The sequence below is a fragment of the Sphaerothrix gracilis Ecp01 genome, assembly GCF_030405905.1.
Classification (GTDB): domain Bacteria; phylum Cyanobacteriota; class Cyanobacteriia; order Phormidesmidales; family Phormidesmidaceae; genus Sphaerothrix; species Sphaerothrix gracilis.
This window is the reverse complement of sequence record NZ_JASATW010000007.1, coordinates 13,105-35,242: the sequence shown is the minus strand read 5'-3', so window position 1 is coordinate 35,242 and position 22,138 is coordinate 13,105. Positions and strand designations below refer to the sequence as shown.

The window sequence follows — 22,138 nt, the reverse complement described above, 5'->3', positions numbered from 1 at the left end:
GGCAGTCAACAAGCTCCACCTACTCTGGTTTTTCCTCCGGCAGCATACACTTGTCCGAGTCGCACCCAGCAGGCCCCGCTTCAATCAAATCGCCCAGGTCATAGCGAGAGAGTGCCTGATGGAAGTTATCAGTTCCCCGGCGATCGCCTACCTGCTGCACCATTGCCTCGTACTCGTCTTTGCTAATTGGCTCAAACGGTAGACGAGGGAAGGTTTGCAAATCGTCGAAGCGAGCCAGCAAAGCGGCGGAAACATAGCCCTCATCATTCTGAATTGCCTGATGGATGCGCTGGGCCAGCGGCTCAATCTCCGCCTCCCGCAGCTCAATCGTGGCCGAGGTGTTATGAGCTGTATAGTGCGTCTGCACCTGCATGTAGAAATCAAACTGAGCTAGGGCAGAAAATCGCTCGATCGCAATTTCGTCAGCGCCCGGTAAGTTAGCCCAAGAAACCTCTACGGGCAGTTCCACCAGCCATTCTGTGCAGCGTGGATCAAAGGGATCGTTGAGCAAATTGCCGTTTTCGTCTTTGTCGGACTGGGATGGCACGACGGAATAGCCGTAGTCAATACAGGCCATCGCCACCGGATCATTTTTGCGGAAGGTGATGCGGCGAATGAAGCGCTGGGCTTTGGGCGGGTGCCAGCCGGGGGAAGCGCCTGTCAGCAACGATTTGGTGCCTGCAGGCTGCACCGTAGTGCAGCGATTGGGACGCTTGATCTGATGGCGATCGCAGTAGTCCCATACCGTCTGGTGTACGACCGCTTTCCAGCGGCTAAGATACTCAGCCTCTTTCTGCTTGAAGGCAAGCCCCTGTACCGTATCCGGACGTCCGGCCTCCCACCAGCGCAGCCAGTCTACCCCAAAAGCCTGAACGAAAAAGTCAAACAGCCCGGTGAAGGAAACCCCCACAATCGGGTCTTCTAACCGCGACTGCTGATAGCGCGGCTCCTCAAACTGGTGATTCAGCAGGACTGCGACTGCTAGGGCACCGGCCTTGAAAGCTTCTTCCTGCCCTTGTAAATTTTCAGGATCAAGCTGATTGAGGTGAATTTCTGCTAAGTTGCAGTGAAAATTTTGGCCAATGATTTCGCCACAGTTATGAGCTACCAGACCGTTCGCGTCAAAACAGGACGGTCCTGGAACGGTACAGTCATAAACTTTTTCAATTCCGTCTGCTGCGATCGCTTTAACCATGACCGCAAAGCGCTCACGATTCAGCTTGCGCTTATAGCCTGACAGGAGTTCATCCAACTTAGCGGCCTTGTGCGGCTCCTGAAACCCGACGACTTGCTGAAAGCGATACAAATTGTCTTTGCTAACAACCAATTCATGCTGTGCCTGACAAAAATAGGAAGCCGGATTGCGCTCTGTATCTGGTAGCATCCGGTAACCCTCTGGCCGCCGCTCCTGATAGAGCGTAGAGATAATGCCTAAACGAGCCAGCATTCTTTGGATGGCCTGTAGATTAGACAGGTTGCTTTGCGCTAGCCGCACGCTTACCCCTTTGAGGTGGCTTCCCTGAACGCTGCCATCCGCATCAAACAGACCTCGTAAAAAGCCTCGGTAAAAGTCATAGCTTGCCTGCTCAATCGCCTGCGTAACAACTTTATGAGAACAAGTGATATCAAAAGCAGCTGCTAGCTTAGCGAGTCCGGTCGAGTTGATCACTCGATGCTTGAGCTGAGGATGATAGTGAACAGTTTCGCTGCGACGGCTATAGCCCACAGCCGTTTCTAAAAGCTGAACTGCATATTGGCTCATTTCATCCTGAGACGATTCCCAGTAGCGCAGCAGAGCAGTATCGTTCCACTGCGTTTTGGCAAGGCTGCCATCGCCAACTAAATTGCCTAATAGCCAACCCTCTTCATAGCTACCTCGTCCATCCCAGGGCTGTAAATCGCGGTGGTCATGCAGCAGGACAAAGTCTCCCGGTTGCAGTTCTGCAGCTTCTACCCACTCGGTATACTGCTTTTTCTGCGTTTGCGCGGTCACTTTGAGAACGCGATGATTTTCGGTCAGCCTTAGCGAATAGCCTTCTTTGGTTTGCAGCTTTATTACAGGCTTTTCACCCGAAAAAAAGAAGCCTGCTGCCGTAGTGCTAAACAGCTCACCATTGACATAGGTGCTATGCTGCTGGCCAATGAGGTCTTTGACTTGACGCGGTCCCTCTCCGGTGTGCACCCAAGTATCTGCAGTTACGCAGGGATTCAGACCGTATCGATTTTTGCCCTGCGCTCGACGCTCAGCTTCGCCGGCCCACTGAATTGCTCCCTCGCCTGAATAGAACTGTTTGCGAACGGCAGCAGTAACTTCCGCTTGCGTCGGCTTGTGATGATAAACGCGGGTATGATTTGCCATCCGCAGCGCATCGCGTTCTGGATCAATGCGCCAGTTGCCGTTTTCATCTTGCTGCCAGAGATTGTCTTTGGCGCTTGCTGCCAGCTCATCTTCACTGTCAAACTGACGAATTCCCGCACTGCGCCGGATATTTCCTGCTACGACGCAGGCAGCCGCCTCGTCAATTAGCATGCAGCACTCCACTGAGTTAAGCTGCCGTCCCTGTGCCTTGTTCAAAATATTGGCGCAGCGGTTATAGAGACCCGGCAAGCGCACCGGATTGGCGACGCCGCCAAAGCCCTTGAGCTTTTCTCCAGCTGGCCGCACATCGCTGAGATCGACCCCGATTTCGACCTCACCCGTAAAGCGCTCATCGGTTGAAAGTTCTAGAATTGCCTGATAGGACTTGACCCAGCCCCGGCGGCTGTCCCCTACGCGAATGTTGACCTGGTTACCGTCAATGGTCACCTCTGTCACTTCGCGGCGCTGCTCAACTGAGGTAGTGCCAATTTCGCCCTGCAGGGTGACGCTGAGACGATTGCGTATAGGCGGCAGTTGGTCAATATATTTCGGTTCTAGGACTGCCCCCGTACCGCAGCCCATCATGGCCAAGTCCATCATCAGACCAAAGGCTCGCCAGTCCGTGACGTTGGTGCTGGTGCAGTTATAAGCACCGGAGAAATTTTCCGGCTGTTTGCTCCACTCGGTACCGCCTACCCAGAGCCAGCGCCCAGACGGCAATGCCTTGAGCTGACGCTGCATCTTGCCGATTAGCTCAGCTTCTGCCTGATTGAGTTGGCCTAGCTCAACTAAACCTTTAAGGGTGCGATCGCAGACCTGCTCCCACGTTTCCCGGCTACCCACGCTATCCTCACGCTTACGGCTGTAGGTGCGGTAAAACACCGGGTAAGCAGTCGGAGACGCTTCTGGTAAGGAGCCTTCAGAACGAGTGCGGGAAAGTTCTTGAACCATGAGGGAGCCTTTGAAAGTGAGCAGAAATAAGCAGGGACTGCGGCCAGTCACAGTCGCTAAACAATACGGCCATGAGTGACGATTCTAAATCATATCTAGCGTTATAAATCTAAATATTAAAAGCTTGACGCTACATCTAGATGAGAAAATTCCGTCGTAGCTGCGTCACCTGATCGGCCATCTCCAGCACCGCAGCGGGCATGTCTGGGCCAGTTAGCACCACATCCACCTGAACGGGGCGATCGCGCAAAAACTTTAGCACCGCTGATTCAGCAATCAGGCCAAACTTAATAGCCAAGCTCAGCTCATCTAAAACCACCAAGCTATAGCGACGCTGCATTACTAAAGACTGGGTATATGTCCACAATCCACTCACGGCTTCTGCCGTGGCGGCGTCAACTTCCTGGTGTACACAGCCAGCTAGCCCACAGCGAATCCAGTCTAGGTTCTGTCCCAGATGAACAGGATGATCGGGTCCCTGCTGAATCCCGCCTTTGAGAAACTGGACGACGAGTACAGGAGTGCCCTGGCCTGCGGTTCTAAGGGCCTGCACCATGACGTTGGTAAAGAAGTTGCGGTGAGCTGAGGTGAAAACCTGAATCGTGCCTTCAATACTCTGGAAAAGGGGATGTACGCGATCGCCCGTTTGTGGCTGGGCAGAAACCCTTAGCTGCGAAACCATAAGGGATAACTAAATTTTTCAATGGGCTAAATATAGCGTACTTTTGTCGAGGCACCCAGATGATTACGCTATATATGTGTAAATAGTCTGTCTACATGTTTAATGGTAATTCCTGCTGACAGCAGACGCAATCTGCATAACATCTGTTGACGGCCCTACGGTATCCTGAGTGAGGATTTTCAGCAGCAACTCTTATGGCTTGGCAACGTCCAGACGGTCGGCGACCCGATCAGCTCCGTCCAATTCACTTTGAGCGCCAGTTTACCCGCTTTGCAGCAGGTTCAGTGCTGGCTCACTGCGGCGATACGCAGGTACTTTGTACGGTATCAGTGCAGCCGGGAGTGCCCCGCTTTTTGGAGAATTCCGGCCAGGGCTGGCTCACCGCTGAGTATCGCATGCTGCCGGGTTCTACGCCTGAGCGCAAGCAGCGCGAGTTTTTAAAGCTCTCTGGTCGCACCCAGGAGATTCAGCGACTCATTGGTCGTAGTCTGCGAGCTAGCCTAGATCTCAGCATTTTGGGGGAGATGACGCTGACGATCGATGCCGACGTGCTACAGGCCGACGGCGGCACTCGTACCACCTCCATTTCAGGGGCCTATGTAGCCCTGCAAGATGCCCTCCATACCCTAATCGAGCAAGGGCGGCTTGAGCGATCGCCCCTAGTTCATCAGGTCGCCGCCATCTCAGTCGGACTGATCGAAGAAGAAGCCTTTTTAGACCTCAACTACCCCGAAGATGTGGCGGCGGCAGTAGATCTCAACGTAGTGCTCAATGAGGCCAAGGAAATTATTGAGGTTCAGGGAACCGCTGAGGAAGGCAGCTTCAGCCGCGCTCAGCTAAACCAAATGCTGGAAGTGGCCGAAAAGGGAATTGCAGAAATTATTGAGCTACAAACACGGGCGTTTGCCAAGTAATATCCGTAAACATTCGGCCTAGCTCTGAGCGGCAGCTACTTGGCTATTCAAGTCCGCTACGGTCTGACTGGCTTGCACCAGCGTCAGCAGCGGCCCCACCTGTTCCTGACCGCTGATGGCTAAATCACTGTGACAAAGGTAAATTCGTTCAGTCACTCGGCCCGCCAGATCTCGCAGCAGTTGGGCTAGGCTGGCATCGTTGAACTGCTCTGTGTCTGCCACCGTCCAGGGACGCCCCGACCAGCCTTGCAAGAACAGGGGCGCCCCCAGCAGTGTGGCTGTGCCTGTCAGCCAGCGGGGAGATCCAGCATCTAGCCAAAAGTGCCAGCGGTGGCTGAGATGCTGCACCCGATATTGGTAAACGGTTGTCAGCGTGAGGCCCTGTCGCGCTGCCCCCAAAGACCTGACCGGATGCGGATTCGCCGTCACGGTGCCGCTGCGTAAAAGCTGAATAAACCGTCCAATGTCTTGGTTGGGGAGTTGAGCCGGGAAGGTGGCGATCGCTCTAGCTTTCTCATACTGCTGTAGCCGTCCTTCTACTTCCCAGTAATACTGCGCTGTCTCAATTAGCTCCCGCAGCACCGCTAGCTGGTCATAAGACAAATGGTTGCCGCGCCAGAGAAACCGCTGCACGGCTCGGTCAATCAGGGCGATCGCGCTGCGCAGAATCCGTTCTCGCTGCTGTTGCTGCTGGTCGCTAATCCACTGCAAAATCTCGTTATAGGCTTGGGTAGCCTGATAGCCCAAGCGATCCCAGCGGGGGAAACGCTCAACCGGAAGCAGCTGAGGGTGATCAGGATCGGGGGCAAAGCAGTGATCAGCCAGTAGTTCGGCCCGCACTGGATCAATGCGTACCAGGTCAAACCAGGGCTGACCGGCCTCTTGGCTAGGGGCTTGGCTCAGCACCACTAGCATTTCTGCCACATCCTCCCGGCTGATGAGCCGACCCAGACCGGAATACACCAGCGCCATCAGCGTTAGCAAAGCGCGCACCAGCGGCGAACTCACTGGAGGCCGCTGATCTCCCAACGATTCGACAGGGATGCCCCGCTGGGTGAGAATGTCAGTCAGCGTATAGCGGGCGATCGCATCTAAACCTGGCCCCACTACCGCAATGTCCGCTGGCACGACCTGGCCTTGTGCAATCAGCTCGGCAATCGTCTCCGCCGTCTGCCGCAAAAGCTGTCCCCGCGAGACGGCCTGAATTGACTGAATTTTCTCTGGCAAATCTGGTACCGCCAGCGGCTCTTGCACCCAGTACACCAGCGATTCGCCTAGTTCTGCCGCTAAGCGGTTCTCTGGCAGCGGAGTTAAGCTTTCGACCTGGCAGCGATCGCTCAGCCCCACCATATACGCCGGGTCAGCCCCCAGTCCTAAGCGTGTCTTCCCGTGAGGATTAAATGTAAACAGCCCCGGAATGTCCAAGTCTAAAAACTGCTCAAACCAGTCCCGCGCGATCGCTGGATAATCGTCCACGTCATCGGCCAGTACGGCGCAGAAGCGCTGTCGTAGCTGGGCCTGATAGGCAGGATGGGGCAGCAAGTATCGCCAGTACAGCTCTGTCATGACCCCGTAGGGCAGCAATCCCCGCTCCAGGCACCAGTTACGCCACTGTAGCAGCGCCGCGCCGATTGCGGCCCACAGCTCTACTAAGGCCATTCCCGGCATCATACCGTCTTGCAGAATCGGGGTGATCTCTTCTGCCGGAATCCCGCCAAGCGCGGCTAGCTGCAAAAAGTCGAGCGATCGCCGTACTAGGTCATACTCGCGCCAGCCCTCTGCCTGCAATGGCCCCTGCTCTATCTGTTCTTGCCACAGCCGCGTGGCCAGTTCCTGCTCATTTTCAGGCCGCAGCTTCAGCGGAAACTGGGCTGTTATCTCTAACCGCTCCACTAACAGCGGCCAAAACAAAATCACCTCGTCTTGAATAAATCCGGCAGGGGTCGTCGTCGTCACCGCATAGCGCCCCTGAGTTATAGCGGCAATCTGCTCACTCAGGGCCAAGCGATTATCGCCAATCGAGGCAAACACCAGCAGCGAGGCTCCTGGCTGGGCTGGATTCGCCGTCGGCGTGAATTCAGCCTCTAACGCCTCGCCCCATTGAGCTAGTTGTTCAATCAGGCGCGTGGTTTTGCCGCTGCGGGTAGGGCCGGAAATCCAGAGGGAGGGGGGCATGAGGATGGGGGAGGTGGGGAGGTGGAGGAGGTGAGGAAGGTTAGAGAGATAGGGAAGGATTTGGGGGAGGAAAAGAGGCAGAGATGGCTTGCCGTGAGCGAAGTTGAACGAGAAGGGAGTGACTAATTGGAATGATTTCTGCCAAGGGATTCTAGTTTAATCAGCCAGGTATTGAAGTGGTGGCATTTTTCACGAATTGTTTGTAGACCGATAATTTCGGCAAGCTGGGTGCCATCGCTCACCTTTTTGTAAGCTGAAAATTGGGCAAGAATGCGTTTGCTGGGGGCCGTGTCTCGACCATCGTTGATTAGTTCAGGCGTTGCGTATTGAGCCGCGATCGCTTGTAGCGCTTCAATCCCATTGTCGGACAGGTTATCTACATACTCAAAACAGGTTGGATCGGCAAAAAGGTACGCTTCATATTCGTGGAGCTGAATATAGGGAATAAAGCGATTGTCGCCAATATCTTCTGCAAATTGCTGCTCTAAGAACTCGACTCGCTGATTGGGATTTTGGCGAAAGCTGTCAGACTTTGCTAATCCTGGAAAGTCAGGATGGATAGCATATAGGTCAATCATAGTAGTGAAAAATGCGCCAGAATTACTGTCTTCCCTGAGCGATCGTAAAATATCGTCTCTCATCGGAATGTAGCTCTGTCCGCCACCTCGATGTACCTTGCCATGTCTTCGAGCATGAGCAATCAACCGAGGTCGATTCATGAACACACCATACTGAGCTAAGTGAGGTTTTATGAGAGTGTCAGCAAATGTCTGTTCAGTCTGGCCTTCGGCAAAGAGGTAAAGCCGCGCCATCTAATGCGGTCCTCCGCCAATGACGTTTTTCTCCCATACTTCCCCCAAGCTATACTCATCAAGCCAAGCATCCAGCTCTGAAGAATTGAGTCGCTGGAACTGTGATTCCTGGTCTACGCGGTTGACTGTGATAATGTCTTCAGGCTCAAAGCTGTCTAGAAATGTGCTGGATTGAGTGCTAATAAGAACTTGCGTATAATGAGCAGCTTTGCTGAATAAAGCGGCCACAATATTGAGCGCATAAGGGTGCAATCCAAGTTCTGGCTCATCTACGATGATCAGCTCTGGTAGCTCATCTACGGGTTGCAAAAGCAAAGTAGTCAGGCAGATGGCGCGTAACGTTCCATCCGAAAATTGATGCGGCCCGAATACCTGATCAGCCCCTTTTTCTCGCCAGTTTAGAATGACGCGGTTAGAGACATCTGGCACCAAGTCAAAATCGTCAAAGAACGGCGCAATTAAGCGAATAGTTCTGACAATGCTTTGGTAAGTTGAAGGATTTTCTGCTCGAAATCTAAGCAGCAGCGCCGCTAAGTTGTCAGCATTCGGCATCAACCACCGCGTATCGCCTAGATAGCTAGACTGGCGCACGCCTGCAGTTGGCGACGTATCGTGAAAATGGTATACCCGGCAGCGGTTAAGTAGGTATTGAAGCGTCTTTGCTGTTGTAATATCGTCGTCGGCAGCTTTCCTGATGCGGGTTTCTTCATACCCTGCCCCTAAACGATCTGTTCTAGGAGAGTCATAGCCTGTTTGCAAAAAACTCAGCCTTTCCTCAGCAAAAATCAGCGTATCCCCAGCAGCATGAAACAATCGCACGTAGTACGTATCTAGCCCATTTTCAACTTCAAACTTCAATGTGGCTTCTATTTGAGGCGTTATTTTAGGCCCGAAATGCAAAAGAGAGCTGGCTCGCCCGGATACGCCCACATATTGCTGAAAGCGGTCAGCCATCATCTCATTCAGCATCTTGAAAAACGCAATCAGATTGCTCTTACCCGCCCCATTCGCTCCAATTAGAACATTGAGAGGCCGCAGCTCAAGTTCCATTGTTTTAACTGACTTAAACCCGGAAAGCACAATCCGCTTGAGCATAGTTAACCCGCATTCCCAAAGTTCGACACCGTAGCCTCATCCCGCTCGCCCTTCCCCGTTCGACTTCGCTCGCGAGCCTTCTATGCTTTCTTCGCCCCACGTCTCCGCATCCCCCTATCTCCTCCGCCTTCCTCACCTCCCTCATCTCCCCACGTCACCTCAGCCGGAACCGCACTGAAATCGGCAAGTGATCCGACGCCTGGGCCGCTTCGCTCACGACGCTGGCCTCTAAAACTTCGATCTTGTCTGGATTATAGAAAATATAGTCGAGCTTGAACTGGGGCTGGTCGGAGGGGAAAGTAGCGATCGCCGTGTCTTCAAACTGCTCGGCGGCAAAGGCGGGGCGGAAGCGATCGCTTTTCAAGATTTGCTGAATCGAGCGCTCGCCTTCTTCTTCGCGGTTGAGGGCGCTGTTGAAGTCGCCCAGCAGCAGCACCGGGCCGGTAGCGGCGTATTCTTCGGCGAGTTCCAGCACATAGCTAGTTTGCTGCAGGCGGGTGGCGGTGTCGAAGGCTTCGAGGTGAACATTGATAATGACGAGGCGCTGGCGATTGACGTTGATAAAGCCTATTTGCGCTAGGCGATCGAGGTAGAGGGCGTTGTAGTAAGCCGGATTGCTGGCGACTTTGTCGAGGACGAGCCGTTCCTGCTCGGTGATGGCATAGCGGCTGAGGATAGCCTGGCTTGAGAGGACGCGGCCAAAGTGGGCAACCGGCGACCAGCCGGGGAAAGGGACGTAGTTTTTGTCCCAGTTAACGGCGATCGCCCCGTACCGTAGCTGGAGCGCACTGGCGATCGCCTCTACCTGATTAATGTTGAAAGAGCGCTTGGCGTCGAGATCGACTTCCTGCAGGGCGACAAAATCTGCATCCAAATTATCTAGGGCAGCAATAGCGGTTGCTTGATTACGGTCAAACAGATCGCGATCGCGCTCAACGGCAACCTGATTTGTTAGCCCCGAAAGATAACCAATGTTGTAAGACACCAGCGTGAACGTCTCTTTCTCGGGCGGCGTGGCATTGTTGAACTGGAGAATTTCAGCGTAACGGTTCCTGGGATAGCTGCCTGCACTGGCCCACAGAAAGAAAGCCACTACGGCTAGGGCAGGAATGGCAACGGCGATCGCTAAAATTCGCAAAAATCCTCTCATAATCTCTCACTACGCTTGCTATTCAAGCCGTCTCCCTAAACAATAGTTGGGACGGATTTCTTCGCTACGCCCCTGTTAGGGAGTAAACACCTGAATGAGCATTAAGAACATAATCTTTATCGGGCTTTTAGTTTTTGTGCCGATTTCGATAGCAGCTCACCTGTTGGAATGGGGCGAACTGGCGGTTTTCATTACGGCAGCGATGGCGATTGTGCCGCTGGCAGGCTGGATGGGGGCGGCCACCGAAGAAATTGCAGTAGTCGCGGGGCCGTCTTTGGGCGGTTTGATGAATGCCACCTTTGGCAACGCTACTGAGCTAATTATTGCCCTAATTGCCCTGAATGAAGGGCTGGTGAATGTAGTCAAGGCCAGCATTACCGGCTCTATTATCGGCAACCTGCTGCTGGTGATGGGCCTGTCCATGCTGCTGGGGGGCATCAACCGCAAAGAGCAGGAGTTTCAGCCCGTCGTGGCGCGGGTGAATGCGTCTTCGATGAATCTGGCGGTAATTGCCCTGCTGCTGCCTACCGCAGTGGATTATACCTCTGAGGGCATCGACTTTTCAGTGGAGCAGACCCTATCTCTGACGGTGGCCGTCGTCTTGATTGTGGTGTATGGGTTGACGCTGCTGTTTTCCATGAAAACCCATGCTTACCTATTCGATGTGGGGATGGAAGCGGCTGAAAAATCTGAAAACGCCGAAGACAATTCGCATCATGAGCACAGACCCAATCTAAAGCTGTGGGTAACCGTATTGCTGGGGGCGACGCTGCTAGTGGCGCTGGAGTCTGAGCTGCTGGTGGATGCGCTGGAAGTGGCGACGGAGCAGTTGGGCCTGACTAAGCTGTTTACCGGGGTGATTTTGCTGCCGGTGATTGGCAACGCGGCGGAACACGCGACGGCTGTGACGGTGGCGATGAAAGACAAGATGGATTTGTCAGTTTCGGTGGCGGTTGGCTCTAGTTTGCAAATTGCTCTGTTTGTAGCGCCGGTGCTGGTCATTGCCGGATACTTCATGGGCCAGCCGATGAACCTCAGCTTCAATCCCTTTGAGCTGGTGGCGGTGGCGGTAGCGGTCTTGATTGCTAACTCAATTAGCTCTGATGGGCGATCGAACTGGCTGGAAGGGACATTGCTGCTAGCAGCCTATGCGGTGTTGAGCTTGGCGTTTTATTTTCACCCGGTAGTGACGGGCATTGGTTAAAAACTCAGGACTTACGCACTTGACGAGGTTCTAACTGCTCGCGAGACCCCCGGCTGTCGCCACCCCCCTTATCAAGGGCATTAATATACTTGACGCATCAAAACCACATCGAATATAGCTGAAACATTCACGGGGAAAGCGTTTCAAGGATTTTTGAATGAATACTCCAAAGACACTTCAAGAGGCTGTTCTATATTTCTCCGATGCCGATCGCGCCTTTGAATTTTTCACCTCGGTTCGTTGACCTGATGGTAAGCAGACTTGCCCCAATTGTGGCAGCGATCGCTAGAGGCAAAACTTTATTCGCTATCTTCAGCATCTTCAAGATAAGTTTCCATGCCTGGTATTCCAGGCTGATTTGGCTTCCCAGGTATAGGGAAAGCTTTGCTCAGCAATTTCTCAAAGCCTTTCCATGTTGTTGACACTCTCATCAAAGCGGTAACTGATGCCAAATGCTTATCTAAATGAGGATGGCCAATGTCACTCGTCAAAAATTGATGGTGCTTGTGCCGACGTTTCCCTTTAACGGACGGGTTTTTGGCCTTTAGTTCTTCAAGCACCCCATACGGAAGTCTTTCGTAAACAATTTTTTCGGTCAATTTGCCTACAAGAACAGGGCGTTTAACGCTCATTGGGTCGTACTGCCATCCCCGCAGCCTAAAAATCTCTTGATAAAACTCATCCGGAAAACGCTTGCTCCAAGGCAGTAGTTCTTTAGCAATGTAATTCTCAAGGATTTGATGTAGGGCATTCCTGGCTCTTTCAGCCTGATAACCAGTCACCTCATCAATTAAGGCAATGAGTCCAACACGGGCAAAGCCGCGCATTAGAATGTCGCAATGATGCGCGTATCTCACTTCTTGCTCAGTCTTGAGAACACCAGCATCCCTGGCATTTAGTATTGCCTCGCAGATTTCCACTAAGGTAGAGGCTTCATATCCAGATGTCGGATTAGTTTTAATTGACCCCGCACCAATGAAAGAAATAGGGTTTTGGATGGCCAGGGTTAAATCACTGTCAATAAAAGGATTCAGCGTTTTATGGGTAGTGATTCTAGCCGTCCCTTGACCACGACCTTTCATCCCGATGGCAGTGGTCATAGTCCGGCCAGATATTACTCTTTTGCCATTTTCAAGAACGAAGCAACGAAGGTTGAGATCGCCGATTTGAAGGTTTCCTTGATGAGTAGCCCTACTTAGCTTTTTTGCTGATTGGCCATCGTTGTCCCACCTAGCCATAGCAGCTTTTCTTGCTATTTCTTTTCGCCGAGCGGCAGAAAGATTCTTGGCTCTAGCTTTACCGCCTCTAGAGGCGCTTGAACTTTCCCCATCTTTTGGCTGCGAATCCTTCATATGCTTGCCTATGCTTACTATTGCAGCAAGGATAGCCTTTAAAAAATAAATGCGCAAGCATAAAAAATAGCAAGCATTGCTTATGATGCTTGCTACCAACCAAAATCCCTTTCCTATAGAGCTTTTAGGCTTTGGTTTGTTTGTACTTATCTTTGAGTTCTTGCCTGCCCTCAGCATCTTTCAGGTCATCCGGCGTTGCCTGCATCAAGTTCGATGCAAACTTCCTAAAGTCGTCCCAAGACTCTGTAGCTTCGATATCCTTAGGTTTATCTTGTTTCTTCGGATCTGCCATAGCGCTCACCGTTGCTTTTACAACTACTGCAGCGCCAAAGCTCCCATCTGTTCAGGCGTTAACCGCTGATGCGTCAAGTATATTAATACCTTATCAAGGGGGACAGGGGAGATCCTAACGCCAAGACCGCTGGCTCGGTCATAAAAAGGATAAGTTATCCGCCAACAGCATGCGTAAGGTTTATCAACCAAAACAGTTTTGGGAGCAGCGCCTGAGCGATCGCTTTTCGCTGCAGAGTGTGGGCCATATTGGCTTTAGCGAAGCCTATAACTACTGGCTATACCAAAGAAAGCAACGCTGTATTGCAGCTTGTTTGGCACAGGTAGATCTGAGCGGTCAGTCTGTTTTAGATATTGGCTGTGGGACAGGCTTTTTTGTTGACTGGTATTTACGGCGGGGCGCTAATGTTTGCGGCATAGACATCACTTCTATCAGCGTAGAACGGCTGCAGCAAGCCTATTCTGGCGAATTTTATACTCAGGACATTACTGCAGCAGACTATGTGCTGGCAGATAGAACCTTTGACATTGTCAATATGTGGGATGTGATTTATCACATTGTTGAACCCCAGCGCTTTGAGCAAGCTTTTATAAATATTACTAGCAGTCTTAAACCAGGCGGTTTGCTGCTATTTACAGACTGGTTTGGGGCAGATAGCGATCGCCAAATTGCTAGTCATGTTCAGGCTCGTTGTCTAGCAAGCTATCAGCAATTTTTAACCCCAAAAGGGTTTGAACTGATCGATATCTATCCGCTCTATACCTATCTAAATAAACCGCAGTTGAAGCGAGTCGATAATGCCCTAGGCTGGCTCTATTTTGGGCTAGACAGTCGTATTCAAACAGTGGCAAAAAACAATCTATCCCTAGGCTTGTGGCGCTTGACTGACAAAGGGGCTTGAACAAGCTGAATAGCTAATCGCCTGTAGCAAAAATGCTGGCATCCTGCTGAAAGGCTTTGAATTCCAGTGCGTTGCCGCTGGGATCGAGAAAAAACATGGTGGCCTGCTCGCCCACTTCCCCCTGAAAGCGAATATACGGCTCAATCACAAATTTAACCCCGTGGTGCTGTAAGCGATCGGCCAATGCCTGCCAGTCCGCCATTGCCAGAATTACGCCCCAGTGACGAATAGGAACAGCGTGATTATCGACGGTATTGGTGTTGACTGCTGTAGTCGCTGCTGGTTCTAGATGAGCGGTGAGCTGATGGCCGAAAAAGTCAAAGTCGATCCAGGTGTCGGTGCGCCGTCCGAGGGCACAGCCCAGCACCGTTTGATAAAAGTGCTGGGTAGTGGCTAAGTCGTGGACGGGAAAAGCTAAATGAAAGGGACGCAGGCTCATGGATTGAAGATTGCAAGCGGGGCCGGGGCTCAAAATAGATAGAAAGGATGTACAGAACTTAAGCTGAATTTTCAGTTTTGAGCCTCTGGGCTAGTCGGAGATGTGGGCGATCGCGTGGTGGCTAGGCGCGTAGTCACGAGGAAGAGGCCGCCTGCAATGAGCGGCAGCAGCACCAACAGCAGCCCGCGCACAATCGGTTTGCGAAACCAGTCAAAGTTGGACATGCCACAATCCTTGCATAAACGGGCCACCTTCTAGAGCGATCGCCCTGAAATCTTTTAACTACAGGCTTACTGCGGCCCTGTATTGTAGCGCTTCAGAGTGGGATTCTCTTCTACTTGCTTGTCGGTCAGGGCATCAGACTGGGGCTGGTCGCTGAAGAAGTCTTTAACGCTATCAACCAGTCCTTTACCGGCCTGCGAGTCAGGCCCATCAGCAGTAGCTTTGGCAGCGGTTTCAGCATCGACGCCGCCCTGAAAATTTTCATTACTCAGGGGATTGTAAGAAGGACGCACTGGCCCATTTTCATACGCTTCGGCTTCAGGCGTATCGGCGGCCCAGGTCACAGGCGCATAGACCGCCGTTCCGAACCACAGCGCTACTGCTAGCAGCCCCAGCAGAGCGGTCCGCCGCCAAAAACTCAGACCCGACAAAATACTCAACATATGCTTCAACTTCAACTCAAAAATCATCAAAAATTGCGGCTCATTTGTCACAATTCTGACTTTTACCGTAGGCGCTCGGCCCTCCAACTGGCTTCACTCCCAGGGCTGACTTAGCTCCTCTGTCTCAGCCAATACGAACAAACAACCCAGGTTATGATCACACTAGGCCAACCCCCCACTTGTCTGCCTATGTCCTTTAATCTCGCTGACCAGCTCATAGCCGATCTGCACCGGGAAAACCACTTGGTCAATCTGATGATTCGCGGCTGCCTTGAACTGCGCTGGGCGCTGGGACCGGAGGAGAAAGAAACGGCGATCGCCATGATTTACAACGCCTTCGAGACGTATGTACGGGAGCGAGGCATGGCGCTGGAAGCGGCGGAGCAGTTTTGCGAAGAACGGCTAGATGATCTAATTGAGCAGCTTTCAGCCATTTTGTAAGGACGATTGTTGTTCATACAGGATATGAAGGTACGCTGGCCGCAGGAAACGGAGGAATCACTGCTGCAGGCTTTTGAAGCAGCTCTGGGTATGGTTTAGGCCATGTAGGGACCGTTTTTGCCCGGTGTTAACGAAATGACTTCGCCTTTAAAGCAAAAAACAGTCCCTAGAAGTCTCAACCTAGCTCAGCGATCGATAGCGCAGCAGATAGCTGAACACTTCTCCCTGCTCTGGCGTCAGCAGAATACCAGAGGCTGGAATTGTCAAGATTGGACTCCACTGGCCCTGATCCGCATAGTGCAGCAGATGCAGCGTATTAATGGCCGATCGCACTCCGTCTGCCGACCCCATGATCAAATGGCGCAGGCGCTCCCGCTCCGGTTGGGCGCGGGGAATATTGAGGCGTACGGGTTCTGTGTCTCCCAGATTAGTCAAATCCGGGAGATTCGGGGGGATATAAAACAGCATTTTGGGATTCCTCCTGAATGGGGTAAGGAAGCCCAAAAATAAGGCCGACCCAAGACATAGCAGTTCGGGACGGCCTGCGCAATAATAGCGTCAGCCTCCGAGACAGCTTGGACCTGTCGAAGGGGTCAGGTGTCGGAATGTTGCTGGTTACAACTTCCGGCACCGTTCGACCAAATTTTTGGGTGAACGTCAAGCTGCGCACACACAGCTATAAGTCAAGAATCTACCGTATCTGGCCCCGACAAGCAAGCAGAAACTAGAAAGCGCGGGGGGTTGATGGACATATATCGATCGCTGTTTAACAACAGTTTATGTAGGACGTAACAGTTGTTCCCTGTAGCGATCGATCTAGCCAAAAGCTTTACACAGTTCCGCGATCGCCCGAAAAAAATGCAAAATTCGCGGAATTTGGGCGATCGCGGGTGAAACTGCTAGAGAAGTTCGCGTGAGAGTGCATGTCTTTATGCCACAGATGAAAATCGTTCGCGGGTTGGGGCTATTCTTGGCCGGACTCTTCACCACCCTGGCCTTTGCCATCACCCCCGCTCCCGCCCAAAACACCACCGGGGCTTTCTGCGCTGCTGCTGACCCGCTAGAGAACCCTGTGCAGGGCCGCAGCTACGGCGACCCCCACATCCAAACCTATGACGGCTTCCACTACAGCTTTCAAACCATCGGCGAATATATCCTCAGCAAATCCCGCGATGGCAGCTTTGAAGTGCAGGCCCGTCAGGGGCGCGTCGGCGATCGCAACAACCTGTCGCTCAATACCGCCGTGGCGATGAACGTCTGCGGCCACCGGGTTGCCATCTATGTAGAAGACCCAGAAGGCGATCGGGAAACCGTTTGGATTGACGGCGATCGCACTCGCATTCGGGATGCAGAAGCCCTACCCAACGGCGGCGAAGTGCAGGAAGTGGGCCGTTCAGACTATGCGGTGATTTGGCCCAGCGGCGATCAGGTGCTCGTGCACTTTATTAATATCGGCGGCGATCGCTTCATGAACATCATGCCGACTATCAGCCGCGATCGGCGCAATACGATGATTGGCCTATTGGGCAACTACAACGGCAACGCCAACGACGACCTGATGAGCCGCGACGGCAGCGTCCTGCCCGGTCGCTCCACCTATAGCGTCGCCACCCGTGCCCTAGACAGCGTTCTGCCTGCTGTCATTCCGGTGCGGCAGGTCGAAGACGCCTACTTCAGCGATCTCTACCGTCGCTTTGGCGATAGCTGGCGCATCACCCAGACCGAATCCCTGTTTGACTATGCCCCTGGTGAGTCTACGGTCAGTTTTAGCGATCGCAGCTTTCCCAGTCAGTTTTTCAGCCTCACCGGCGTTGCCCCTGCCCGAATTGAGTCAGCCCTCAATACCTGCCGCGATGCAGGCGTAGACGAGGCACTGCTAGACGGCTGCGTCTTCGACGTGGCAGCAACAGGCAACAACAGCTTTGCCAATGCGGCGCTGAATGCGATCGGCAACGCCGTAGTGCAAGAGCTGCGCGATCGGGCCATCGACGAAATCCGCGACGCCCTGCCAATTCCGCGCTTCCCGTTCTAAATTCCCCTGTAGGGTGGGCTGCTGCCCGCCCTACACTTTTCGTTCAGCAGGCAGCAGCCCACTCTATGCCGCAAACTGCCACATCACCGGATCTGCGTCCAAGTGATCGGTGACTAAGCGACTAATTTGATCCATTTGCTTTAAATCTGCCTGGGCGATCGCTAAGCTACCCGCCTTGGCATTCTCCACCGCCTGCTGTGCATTGCGTGCCCCCACAATGGCGTTAGAGTGGGGCTGGGCAATTAGCCAGGCGATCGCTAAATTACCCAAGCTGGTTTCGTATTTCTCGGCGATCGGGCGGAGCTGATCTAACGCCTGCTGCGCCTTTTGGTAAAGCGGTGGCTGAAACAGCTTATTCTTAGCCCGAATATCTCCTTCTTCAAAGGTATGGTCCGGGCCAAACTTACCCGTCAGCAACCCCTGAGCCAGGGCCGAATAGGCAATGATGGAAATATTCTGCTCAATGCACAGAGGCATGGCATCCTGCTCTACCTGCCGCCAAAACAGAGAATAAGGGGGCTGCAGGCTATCAATCTGAGCGTATTCCATCGCCTCGGCTAGCTGCTCTCTAGAAAAGTTAGAGACGCCAATCGCCCGGATTTTGCCCTGCTCTTTGAGCTGATTCATCGCCCGCAAGGTTTCAGCTACAGGCACCACTTCGCTATTAAACGCCCCGGCAGGCCAGTGAATCTGGTAAAGATCGATATAGTCGGTTTGCAGATTTTGCAGCGATCGCTCGCAAGCCTCAATTACCTGATCAAACTTGAGGTGATTAGCAAATACCTTAGTAGCAATCACCACGCGATCGCGCTGGCCAGCTAGCGCCTGACCCACAAGCTGCTCCGAGTAGCCATCGCCATAGACCTCAGCCGTATCAAATGTGGTAACGCCTGCCTCCAAAGCCGCCTTCATGGCGTCAATCACCGCCTGATCTTCCACCCCCACCCAGCCTTTTTTCCCGGCCTGCCAGGTACCCATAATGATCGGTGTAATCTGGACATCCGAGTTGCCCAAAGTTCGCTGCTGCATAAGTCTGTCCCCGCTAAGTGCTGCTAGCTTTAACCTAGCGCACTTGCTGTTTGCGGCAGTCATGACCCGCCATGCCCTCAAATGCGGGGCTGTGTGCCAGCTTAAAATCTCAGTAATAAAGCCCCGTCCACTGCAACCTCATGCCCAAGCTACCGCCCAAAGACTATATCCAGTCGGTGTCGTTTCCCGATCAAATCACGCTGCGTCCTATCGGGGTGGTGCATTCTCCCTACACCGAGCGCCACGGCACCCCCCGACAGGCAGCGTTGCAGTCAGCCCCAGGGGACTATCAGCCCGCGATCGCCCAAATTGAGCTATTTGCCGATGTCCTGCCCGCGATCGCCCTCAACGATCTGGCCGGATTCGAGCGCATCTGGGTGATTTCCTGGCTGCACCTCAACCACCACTGGAACCCCACCGTCATGCCGCCCCGTGGCCCCCGTGTCCGGCGGGGCACCCTAGCCACCCGCGCCCCCCATCGCCCGAATCCGATTGGCCTGAGCGCACCCAAGCTGTTAAAAGTAGACGGTTTAATGCTGTCTGTCGAAGGCATTGACCTGCTGGATCAGACACCGGTGCTGGATATCAAGCCCTATGTGGCTTACTGCGATGCCTTTCCAGAGGCCCACTGCGGCTATGTGAGCGAGATGGAGCAGGTGCAGGTACATGAGGTGGATGTGTTTGGCTCGGAGGGCCATCCGGGGGTGAGCTGAAGTTTTTCCAGCATCGCCTATTCTTGAAATAGAACAGTTCCTATCCTGCGGTGAAGCCCATGAGTGTTGTAGTCCCAGATGATATCCTCCAGGCCGCTAAAATGACCGAGGATGAACTCAAGCTTGAAATTGCCATTATGCTGTATGGACAAGAAAAAATTAGCAGTGGCAAGGTTCGTACTTGGACTGGGTTAACGGTGCTTGAGTTTCAGCATGAACTGGCAAAAAGAGGATTGTGTCTCAACTACGGTGTTGATGATTTTGAGTCGGATATCAGAACGCTACAGTCAATGGATCTGTTGTGATTGTTATCAGCGATACCTCGCCTATTACCAATCTTGCAGCTATCAATCAGTTAGACTTACTTAGGCAGCTTTACAAAACCATCATTATTCCTGTTGCAGTCTATGCCGAAATGGTAGCTGCCGGGAAAGAAGTTCCTGGTGCAGTTGAAGTTCAAACTTTAGCTTGGATTCAGTTGTGTAGGATGCGTTAGCGCTAGCGTAACGCATCAAAGCCTTGCAGAACGGTGCGTTACGGCTCCGTCTTTTCTTTGATGTCCTTCGGGCTACACAGCCCCCTACTAGACTGACACGTCTAAAACAGTGCAAATCTTTAAAGGGCTGAAACTCTTGTATCCGGTGCGTTACGCTTCGCTAACAGCACCCTACCGGGCCTGCATCTACCGTTATGCAACTTTTATCTAGAGATAGAATTTGAGTAACTTTTGCTTCAAGCGCTACGGACGATGGCTAACACCGTTAATCTCTTTATCGACCTGAACGAGGCTGAGCTTGACTTGGAGCCGGAAGAATTGGAAGCCTATTCCAGGCGGTTGGCGGCGGATCTAGAAGATGGACTGGTGGAAGAAGCGGGACTAGCCCGCGCAGCGGAGGTGCCGGAAGGGGCTAAGTCAGGCAACGCCGGATTCGACCTGGGCATTCTCAAGGCCGAGGTGAATCTAAAAAATATCCTGGCGGTGCTGACATGGCTGCGAAATCGGATTGCAGGGGCGACGCTGAGTCTTGAGTATGGCGATGTGAGGCTGGAGTATCGCACACCGGAGCAGCTAGAGCAGCAGCTTCAGGCCCTAGAGACTATTTCGCACCTGACGGTTAGAGTGGTAAAAAGCGAGACCCGCAAGGACTGATGGCGAAGATTGCGCTGCTGATTGGGGTGAGTGAATACGGAGAGGGATTGACGAACTTACCCGGCACGCAGGCAGACATTCAGGCGATGCAGCGGGTATTGGAAAGTCCTGACATTGGCGGCTTTGACGCGGTGGAGCTGTTGTCAAATCCCAATCGTACCCAGATGGAGCGGGCGATTGAGGGACTGTTCAGCGAGAACCGCAGCCGCGATGACCTGATTTTGCTCTACTTTTCCGGGCATGGGGTGCGCGATGAGAGCGGCCTGCTCTATTTTGCCAACTGCATCACGGAGAAAAACGCTCAAGGTCGCATTCTCACCAGTACCGCCGTTAGCTCAGTGGCGCTGCAGCACTATATGAGCCAGAGCCGTTCTAAGCGGCAGGTGCTAATTCTGGACTGCTGCTTTAGCGGCGCGTTTGCCAATGACATGCGGGCCAAGTCGGATGAGGAGATCGATGTCAAGGCGCAGCTTGGAGCTGAGGGGCGGGCGGTGCTGACCTCTTCAACGGCGACGCAGGTGTCCTATGAGAAAGAGGGGGCGAGCATTTACACGCACTACCTGGTAGAGGGGCTGAAAACGGGGGCGGCGGATCGCAATGAGGACGGGCAGGTGACGGTGGATGAGCTGCATGAGTATGCGCGAGAAAAGTTGCAGGAAGCCGCCCCGACAATGCAGCCAGAAATCTACGCGGTGCGGGAGGGCTATAAGATTTTGCTGGCTCGTGCGCCTCAGGGCGATCCGAAGCTGGTTTTTCGTAAGGCGGTGAACGAGCGAGCGAAGCTGAAGCGGGGTAGGTTTTCGCCAATTGACGAGCGAGCCTTTCGGTTTCGTTCGCACGAGTTAGGCTTATCGGCTCAAGAAGCCGAGAAAATCATTCAGGAGGTCTTGCAGCCCTATGACATCTTCTGGGAAAAGCTAGACGAGTTTGAGCAAGCGGTGAAGGAAACGCTGGAATATGATCCGCAGCTCAGCGAGAGCAGCGTGGATGATTTGCAATATTTTCAGCGGGTGCTGAAGCTGCGGGATGAGGATATTGCGCCGGTACTGAAGATTTATCAGATTCACCTCACATCAGACTCTAAAAAACAAGAACCAGACGTTGCTCAAGCACTTAAACAGGCGGAACCTGCAGCAAAACAGGTAACTGAAACGTCATCGCAGGCACCTGAAGAAATTTCGCTGAAGTCAGAAAAGGACATTGACTACAGCAAACTACGTGATCTGCTGAAGGCTCAGGACTGGAAAGCGGCAGACCAGGAAGCGGCAGACCAGATGCTCAAGGCGATGGGCAAGGATGGGTGGTTGGATGTTGAGAAGGACGATTTGTTAGCGTTTCCCTGTCAAGACCTTAAGACGATCGATTGCCTGTGGACGCACTATAGCAAGGGAAAGTTTGGCTTCAGCGTCCAGAAGAAAATCTATGTGGATTGCGGAGGCAATCTAGACGGCGAATATCCAGATGATAAAATTTGGAAAGAGTTTTGCGATCGCGTCGGCTGGAGAATGAACCGCTTGCATGTTTCTTACTCCAACGTTACTTTTAATACCTCAGCTAAAGAGGGTCATTTACCCGTTTTGGGTTTTGAGGTTTGGTTTGGTTCATTTGTGTGTTTCATGAGTTTTTGGTCTTTCTCTCTTCTCGCATCGAGACTTGTAAACTCCAGCAAATAATTACTTCAGACCGATCTGAAAGTTTTGTTTCAGAGCTTCTCAATACAGAAAATTAAGCATTTCGAGAATCTGTTACCTGGCACCGAGCATTACGTTGTGTCTGCAAATT

22 protein-coding genes and 1 pseudogene are annotated in these 22,138 nt (G+C 52.8%); 10 read left to right on the top strand and 13 right to left on the bottom strand.

The window, feature by feature from the left end; translation table 11 throughout:
* Nucleotides 1–19: 19 nt before the first annotated feature.
* Together nrdJ and QJQ48_RS09265 are read right to left on the bottom strand one after the other, a co-directional pair.
* Nucleotides 20–3,310, bottom strand: coding sequence for a ribonucleoside-triphosphate reductase, adenosylcobalamin-dependent (gene nrdJ / locus QJQ48_RS09270; RefSeq protein WP_346290944.1), 3,291 nt, complete (start codon nt 3,308–3,310; stop codon nt 20–22).
* Nucleotides 3,311–3,446: 136 nt separating this feature from the next.
* The gene (locus QJQ48_RS09265; protein ID WP_346290943.1) at nt 3,447–3,992 is read right to left on the bottom strand and encodes a P-loop NTPase family protein; all 546 of its coding nucleotides are present in this window, start codon (nt 3,990–3,992) and stop codon (nt 3,447–3,449) included.
* Between the two features lie 194 nt (nt 3,993–4,186).
* On the opposite strand from QJQ48_RS09265, the gene rph reads away from it, so the two are divergent.
* Nucleotides 4,187–4,906, top strand: a complete 720-nt coding sequence (gene rph / locus QJQ48_RS09260; RefSeq protein ID WP_346290942.1) for a ribonuclease PH — start codon at nt 4,187–4,189, stop codon at nt 4,904–4,906.
* Between the two features lie 18 nt (nt 4,907–4,924).
* On the opposite strand, the gene QJQ48_RS09255 is transcribed toward rph, so the two are convergent.
* The 4 genes from QJQ48_RS09255 to QJQ48_RS09240 form a co-directional block, all read right to left on the bottom strand.
* Nucleotides 4,925–7,081, bottom strand: coding sequence for a hypothetical protein (locus QJQ48_RS09255; protein WP_346290941.1), 2,157 nt, complete (start codon nt 7,079–7,081; stop codon nt 4,925–4,927).
* 122 nt (nt 7,082–7,203) lie between these two features.
* Entirely contained in the window at nt 7,204–7,893 is a 690-nt protein-coding gene (locus QJQ48_RS09250) for a DUF4276 family protein (RefSeq protein ID WP_346290940.1), read from the bottom strand.
* Complete coding sequence (locus tag QJQ48_RS09245; RefSeq protein ID WP_346290939.1) at nt 7,894–8,988, bottom strand: AAA family ATPase; 1,095 nt, start codon at nt 8,986–8,988, stop codon at nt 7,894–7,896.
* Between the two features lie 154 nt (nt 8,989–9,142).
* Nucleotides 9,143–10,138 carry an endonuclease/exonuclease/phosphatase family protein gene (locus tag QJQ48_RS09240; RefSeq protein ID WP_346290938.1) on the bottom strand — a complete coding sequence of 332 codons (996 nt, stop codon included), beginning with the start codon at nt 10,136–10,138 and terminating at the stop codon, nt 9,143–9,145.
* A gap of 94 nt (nt 10,139–10,232) precedes the next feature.
* On the opposite strand from QJQ48_RS09240, the gene cax reads away from it, so the two are divergent.
* Nucleotides 10,233–11,342, top strand: coding sequence for a calcium/proton exchanger (cax, locus tag QJQ48_RS09235; protein WP_346290937.1), 1,110 nt, complete (start codon nt 10,233–10,235; stop codon nt 11,340–11,342).
* A gap of 299 nt (nt 11,343–11,641) precedes the next feature.
* Here the strand turns inward: cax and QJQ48_RS09230 are convergent, their stop codons facing one another.
* On the bottom strand, nt 11,642–12,694 hold the full coding sequence (locus tag QJQ48_RS09230; RefSeq protein ID WP_346290936.1) for a P63C domain-containing protein: 1,053 nt from the start codon (nt 12,692–12,694) through the stop codon (nt 11,642–11,644).
* A gap of 124 nt (nt 12,695–12,818) precedes the next feature.
* Entirely contained in the window at nt 12,819–12,986 is a 168-nt protein-coding gene (locus QJQ48_RS09225; RefSeq protein WP_346290935.1) for a hypothetical protein, read from the bottom strand.
* A gap of 169 nt (nt 12,987–13,155) precedes the next feature.
* Here QJQ48_RS09225 and QJQ48_RS09220 point away from each other — a divergent pair, with 169 nt between their 5' ends.
* Nucleotides 13,156–13,887 (top strand): class I SAM-dependent methyltransferase, encoded by a 732-nt coding sequence (locus QJQ48_RS09220; RefSeq protein ID WP_346290934.1) that lies wholly within the window; start codon nt 13,156–13,158, stop codon nt 13,885–13,887.
* Between the two features lie 13 nt (nt 13,888–13,900).
* On the opposite strand, the gene QJQ48_RS09215 is transcribed toward QJQ48_RS09220, so the two are convergent.
* The 3 genes from QJQ48_RS09215 to QJQ48_RS09205 form a co-directional block, all read right to left on the bottom strand.
* The gene (locus QJQ48_RS09215) at nt 13,901–14,326 is read right to left on the bottom strand and encodes a VOC family protein (RefSeq protein ID WP_346290933.1); all 426 of its coding nucleotides are present in this window, start codon (nt 14,324–14,326) and stop codon (nt 13,901–13,903) included.
* 71 nt (nt 14,327–14,397) lie between these two features.
* Entirely contained in the window at nt 14,398–14,550 is a 153-nt protein-coding gene (locus tag QJQ48_RS09210; RefSeq protein ID WP_346290932.1) for a hypothetical protein, read from the bottom strand.
* Nucleotides 14,551–14,616: 66 nt separating this feature from the next.
* Entirely contained in the window at nt 14,617–14,991 is a 375-nt protein-coding gene (locus QJQ48_RS09205; protein WP_346290931.1) for a hypothetical protein, read from the bottom strand.
* A 189-nt stretch (nt 14,992–15,180) separates the two neighbouring features.
* On the opposite strand from QJQ48_RS09205, the gene QJQ48_RS09200 reads away from it, so the two are divergent.
* Nucleotides 15,181–15,432, top strand: a complete 252-nt coding sequence (locus QJQ48_RS09200; protein WP_346290930.1) for a hypothetical protein — start codon at nt 15,181–15,183, stop codon at nt 15,430–15,432.
* Between the two features lie 180 nt (nt 15,433–15,612).
* Here the strand turns inward: QJQ48_RS09200 and QJQ48_RS09195 are convergent, their stop codons facing one another.
* Nucleotides 15,613–15,900: a hypothetical protein gene (locus QJQ48_RS09195; protein ID WP_346290929.1), complete on the bottom strand. Its 288-nt coding sequence runs from the start codon at nt 15,898–15,900 to the stop codon at nt 15,613–15,615.
* A 463-nt stretch (nt 15,901–16,363) separates the two neighbouring features.
* Here QJQ48_RS09195 and QJQ48_RS09190 point away from each other — a divergent pair, with 463 nt between their 5' ends.
* Nucleotides 16,364–17,464, top strand: coding sequence for a VWD domain-containing protein (locus tag QJQ48_RS09190; protein WP_346290928.1), 1,101 nt, complete (start codon nt 16,364–16,366; stop codon nt 17,462–17,464).
* Nucleotides 17,465–17,527: 63 nt separating this feature from the next.
* Here QJQ48_RS09190 and QJQ48_RS09185 read toward each other — a convergent pair whose 3' ends face one another.
* The gene (locus QJQ48_RS09185; RefSeq protein WP_346290927.1) at nt 17,528–18,493 is read right to left on the bottom strand and encodes an aldo/keto reductase; all 966 of its coding nucleotides are present in this window, start codon (nt 18,491–18,493) and stop codon (nt 17,528–17,530) included.
* A gap of 140 nt (nt 18,494–18,633) precedes the next feature.
* Here QJQ48_RS09185 and tsaA point away from each other — a divergent pair, with 140 nt between their 5' ends.
* From tsaA to QJQ48_RS09160, 5 genes and pseudogenes are all read left to right on the top strand, one after another.
* Nucleotides 18,634–19,206, top strand: coding sequence for a tRNA (N6-threonylcarbamoyladenosine(37)-N6)-methyltransferase TrmO (gene tsaA, locus QJQ48_RS09180; RefSeq protein ID WP_346290926.1), 573 nt, complete (start codon nt 18,634–18,636; stop codon nt 19,204–19,206).
* Nucleotides 19,207–19,265: 59 nt separating this feature from the next.
* Entirely contained in the window at nt 19,266–19,511 is a 246-nt protein-coding gene (locus QJQ48_RS09175) for a UPF0175 family protein (RefSeq protein ID WP_346290925.1), read from the top strand.
* Nucleotides 19,508–19,684: pseudogene (locus tag QJQ48_RS09170) on the top strand (PIN domain-containing protein); the annotation flags it as partial. The gene QJQ48_RS09175 and the pseudogene QJQ48_RS09170, both read left to right, overlap by 4 nt.
* Nucleotides 19,685–19,954: 270 nt before the next feature.
* Entirely contained in the window at nt 19,955–20,356 is a 402-nt protein-coding gene (locus QJQ48_RS09165; protein WP_346290924.1) for a hypothetical protein, read from the top strand.
* Nucleotides 20,356–22,029: a caspase, EACC1-associated type gene (locus QJQ48_RS09160; protein ID WP_346290923.1), complete on the top strand. Its 1,674-nt coding sequence runs from the start codon at nt 20,356–20,358 to the stop codon at nt 22,027–22,029. The genes QJQ48_RS09165 and QJQ48_RS09160 overlap by 1 nt, the downstream gene beginning before the upstream one ends.
* Nucleotides 22,030–22,138 lie beyond the last annotated feature (109 nt).

Excerpts from the sequence above, each read along its gene's own strand:
- nrdJ (WP_346290944.1), bottom strand. The coding sequence starts at position 3,310 with ATGGTTCAAGAACTTTCCCGCACTCGTTCTGAAGGCTCCTTACCAGAA.
- QJQ48_RS09265 (WP_346290943.1), bottom strand. The coding sequence starts at position 3,992 with ATGGTTTCGCAGCTAAGGGTTTCTGCCCAGCCACAAACGGGCGATCGC.
- rph (WP_346290942.1), top strand. The coding sequence starts at position 4,187 with ATGGCTTGGCAACGTCCAGACGGTCGGCGACCCGATCAGCTCCGTCCA.
- QJQ48_RS09255 (WP_346290941.1), bottom strand. The coding sequence starts at position 7,081 with ATGCCCCCCTCCCTCTGGATTTCCGGCCCTACCCGCAGCGGCAAAACC.
- QJQ48_RS09250 (WP_346290940.1), bottom strand. The coding sequence starts at position 7,893 with ATGGCGCGGCTTTACCTCTTTGCCGAAGGCCAGACTGAACAGACATTT.
- QJQ48_RS09245 (WP_346290939.1), bottom strand. The coding sequence starts at position 8,988 with ATGCTCAAGCGGATTGTGCTTTCCGGGTTTAAGTCAGTTAAAACAATG.
- QJQ48_RS09240 (WP_346290938.1), bottom strand. The coding sequence starts at position 10,138 with ATGAGAGGATTTTTGCGAATTTTAGCGATCGCCGTTGCCATTCCTGCC.
- cax (WP_346290937.1), top strand. The coding sequence starts at position 10,233 with ATGAGCATTAAGAACATAATCTTTATCGGGCTTTTAGTTTTTGTGCCG.
- QJQ48_RS09230 (WP_346290936.1), bottom strand. The coding sequence starts at position 12,694 with ATGAAGGATTCGCAGCCAAAAGATGGGGAAAGTTCAAGCGCCTCTAGA.
- QJQ48_RS09225 (WP_346290935.1), bottom strand. The coding sequence starts at position 12,986 with ATGGCAGATCCGAAGAAACAAGATAAACCTAAGGATATCGAAGCTACA.
- QJQ48_RS09220 (WP_346290934.1), top strand. The coding sequence starts at position 13,156 with ATGCGTAAGGTTTATCAACCAAAACAGTTTTGGGAGCAGCGCCTGAGC.
- QJQ48_RS09215 (WP_346290933.1), bottom strand. The coding sequence starts at position 14,326 with ATGAGCCTGCGTCCCTTTCATTTAGCTTTTCCCGTCCACGACTTAGCC.
- QJQ48_RS09210 (WP_346290932.1), bottom strand. The coding sequence starts at position 14,550 with ATGTCCAACTTTGACTGGTTTCGCAAACCGATTGTGCGCGGGCTGCTG.
- QJQ48_RS09205 (WP_346290931.1), bottom strand. The coding sequence starts at position 14,991 with ATGTTGAGTATTTTGTCGGGTCTGAGTTTTTGGCGGCGGACCGCTCTG.
- QJQ48_RS09200 (WP_346290930.1), top strand. The coding sequence starts at position 15,181 with ATGTCCTTTAATCTCGCTGACCAGCTCATAGCCGATCTGCACCGGGAA.
- QJQ48_RS09195 (WP_346290929.1), bottom strand. The coding sequence starts at position 15,900 with ATGCTGTTTTATATCCCCCCGAATCTCCCGGATTTGACTAATCTGGGA.
- QJQ48_RS09190 (WP_346290928.1), top strand. The coding sequence starts at position 16,364 with ATGCCACAGATGAAAATCGTTCGCGGGTTGGGGCTATTCTTGGCCGGA.
- QJQ48_RS09185 (WP_346290927.1), bottom strand. The coding sequence starts at position 18,493 with ATGCAGCAGCGAACTTTGGGCAACTCGGATGTCCAGATTACACCGATC.
- tsaA (WP_346290926.1), top strand. The coding sequence starts at position 18,634 with ATGCCCAAGCTACCGCCCAAAGACTATATCCAGTCGGTGTCGTTTCCC.
- QJQ48_RS09175 (WP_346290925.1), top strand. The coding sequence starts at position 19,266 with ATGAGTGTTGTAGTCCCAGATGATATCCTCCAGGCCGCTAAAATGACC.
- QJQ48_RS09165 (WP_346290924.1), top strand. The coding sequence starts at position 19,955 with ATGGCTAACACCGTTAATCTCTTTATCGACCTGAACGAGGCTGAGCTT.
- QJQ48_RS09160 (WP_346290923.1), top strand. The coding sequence starts at position 20,356 with ATGGCGAAGATTGCGCTGCTGATTGGGGTGAGTGAATACGGAGAGGGA.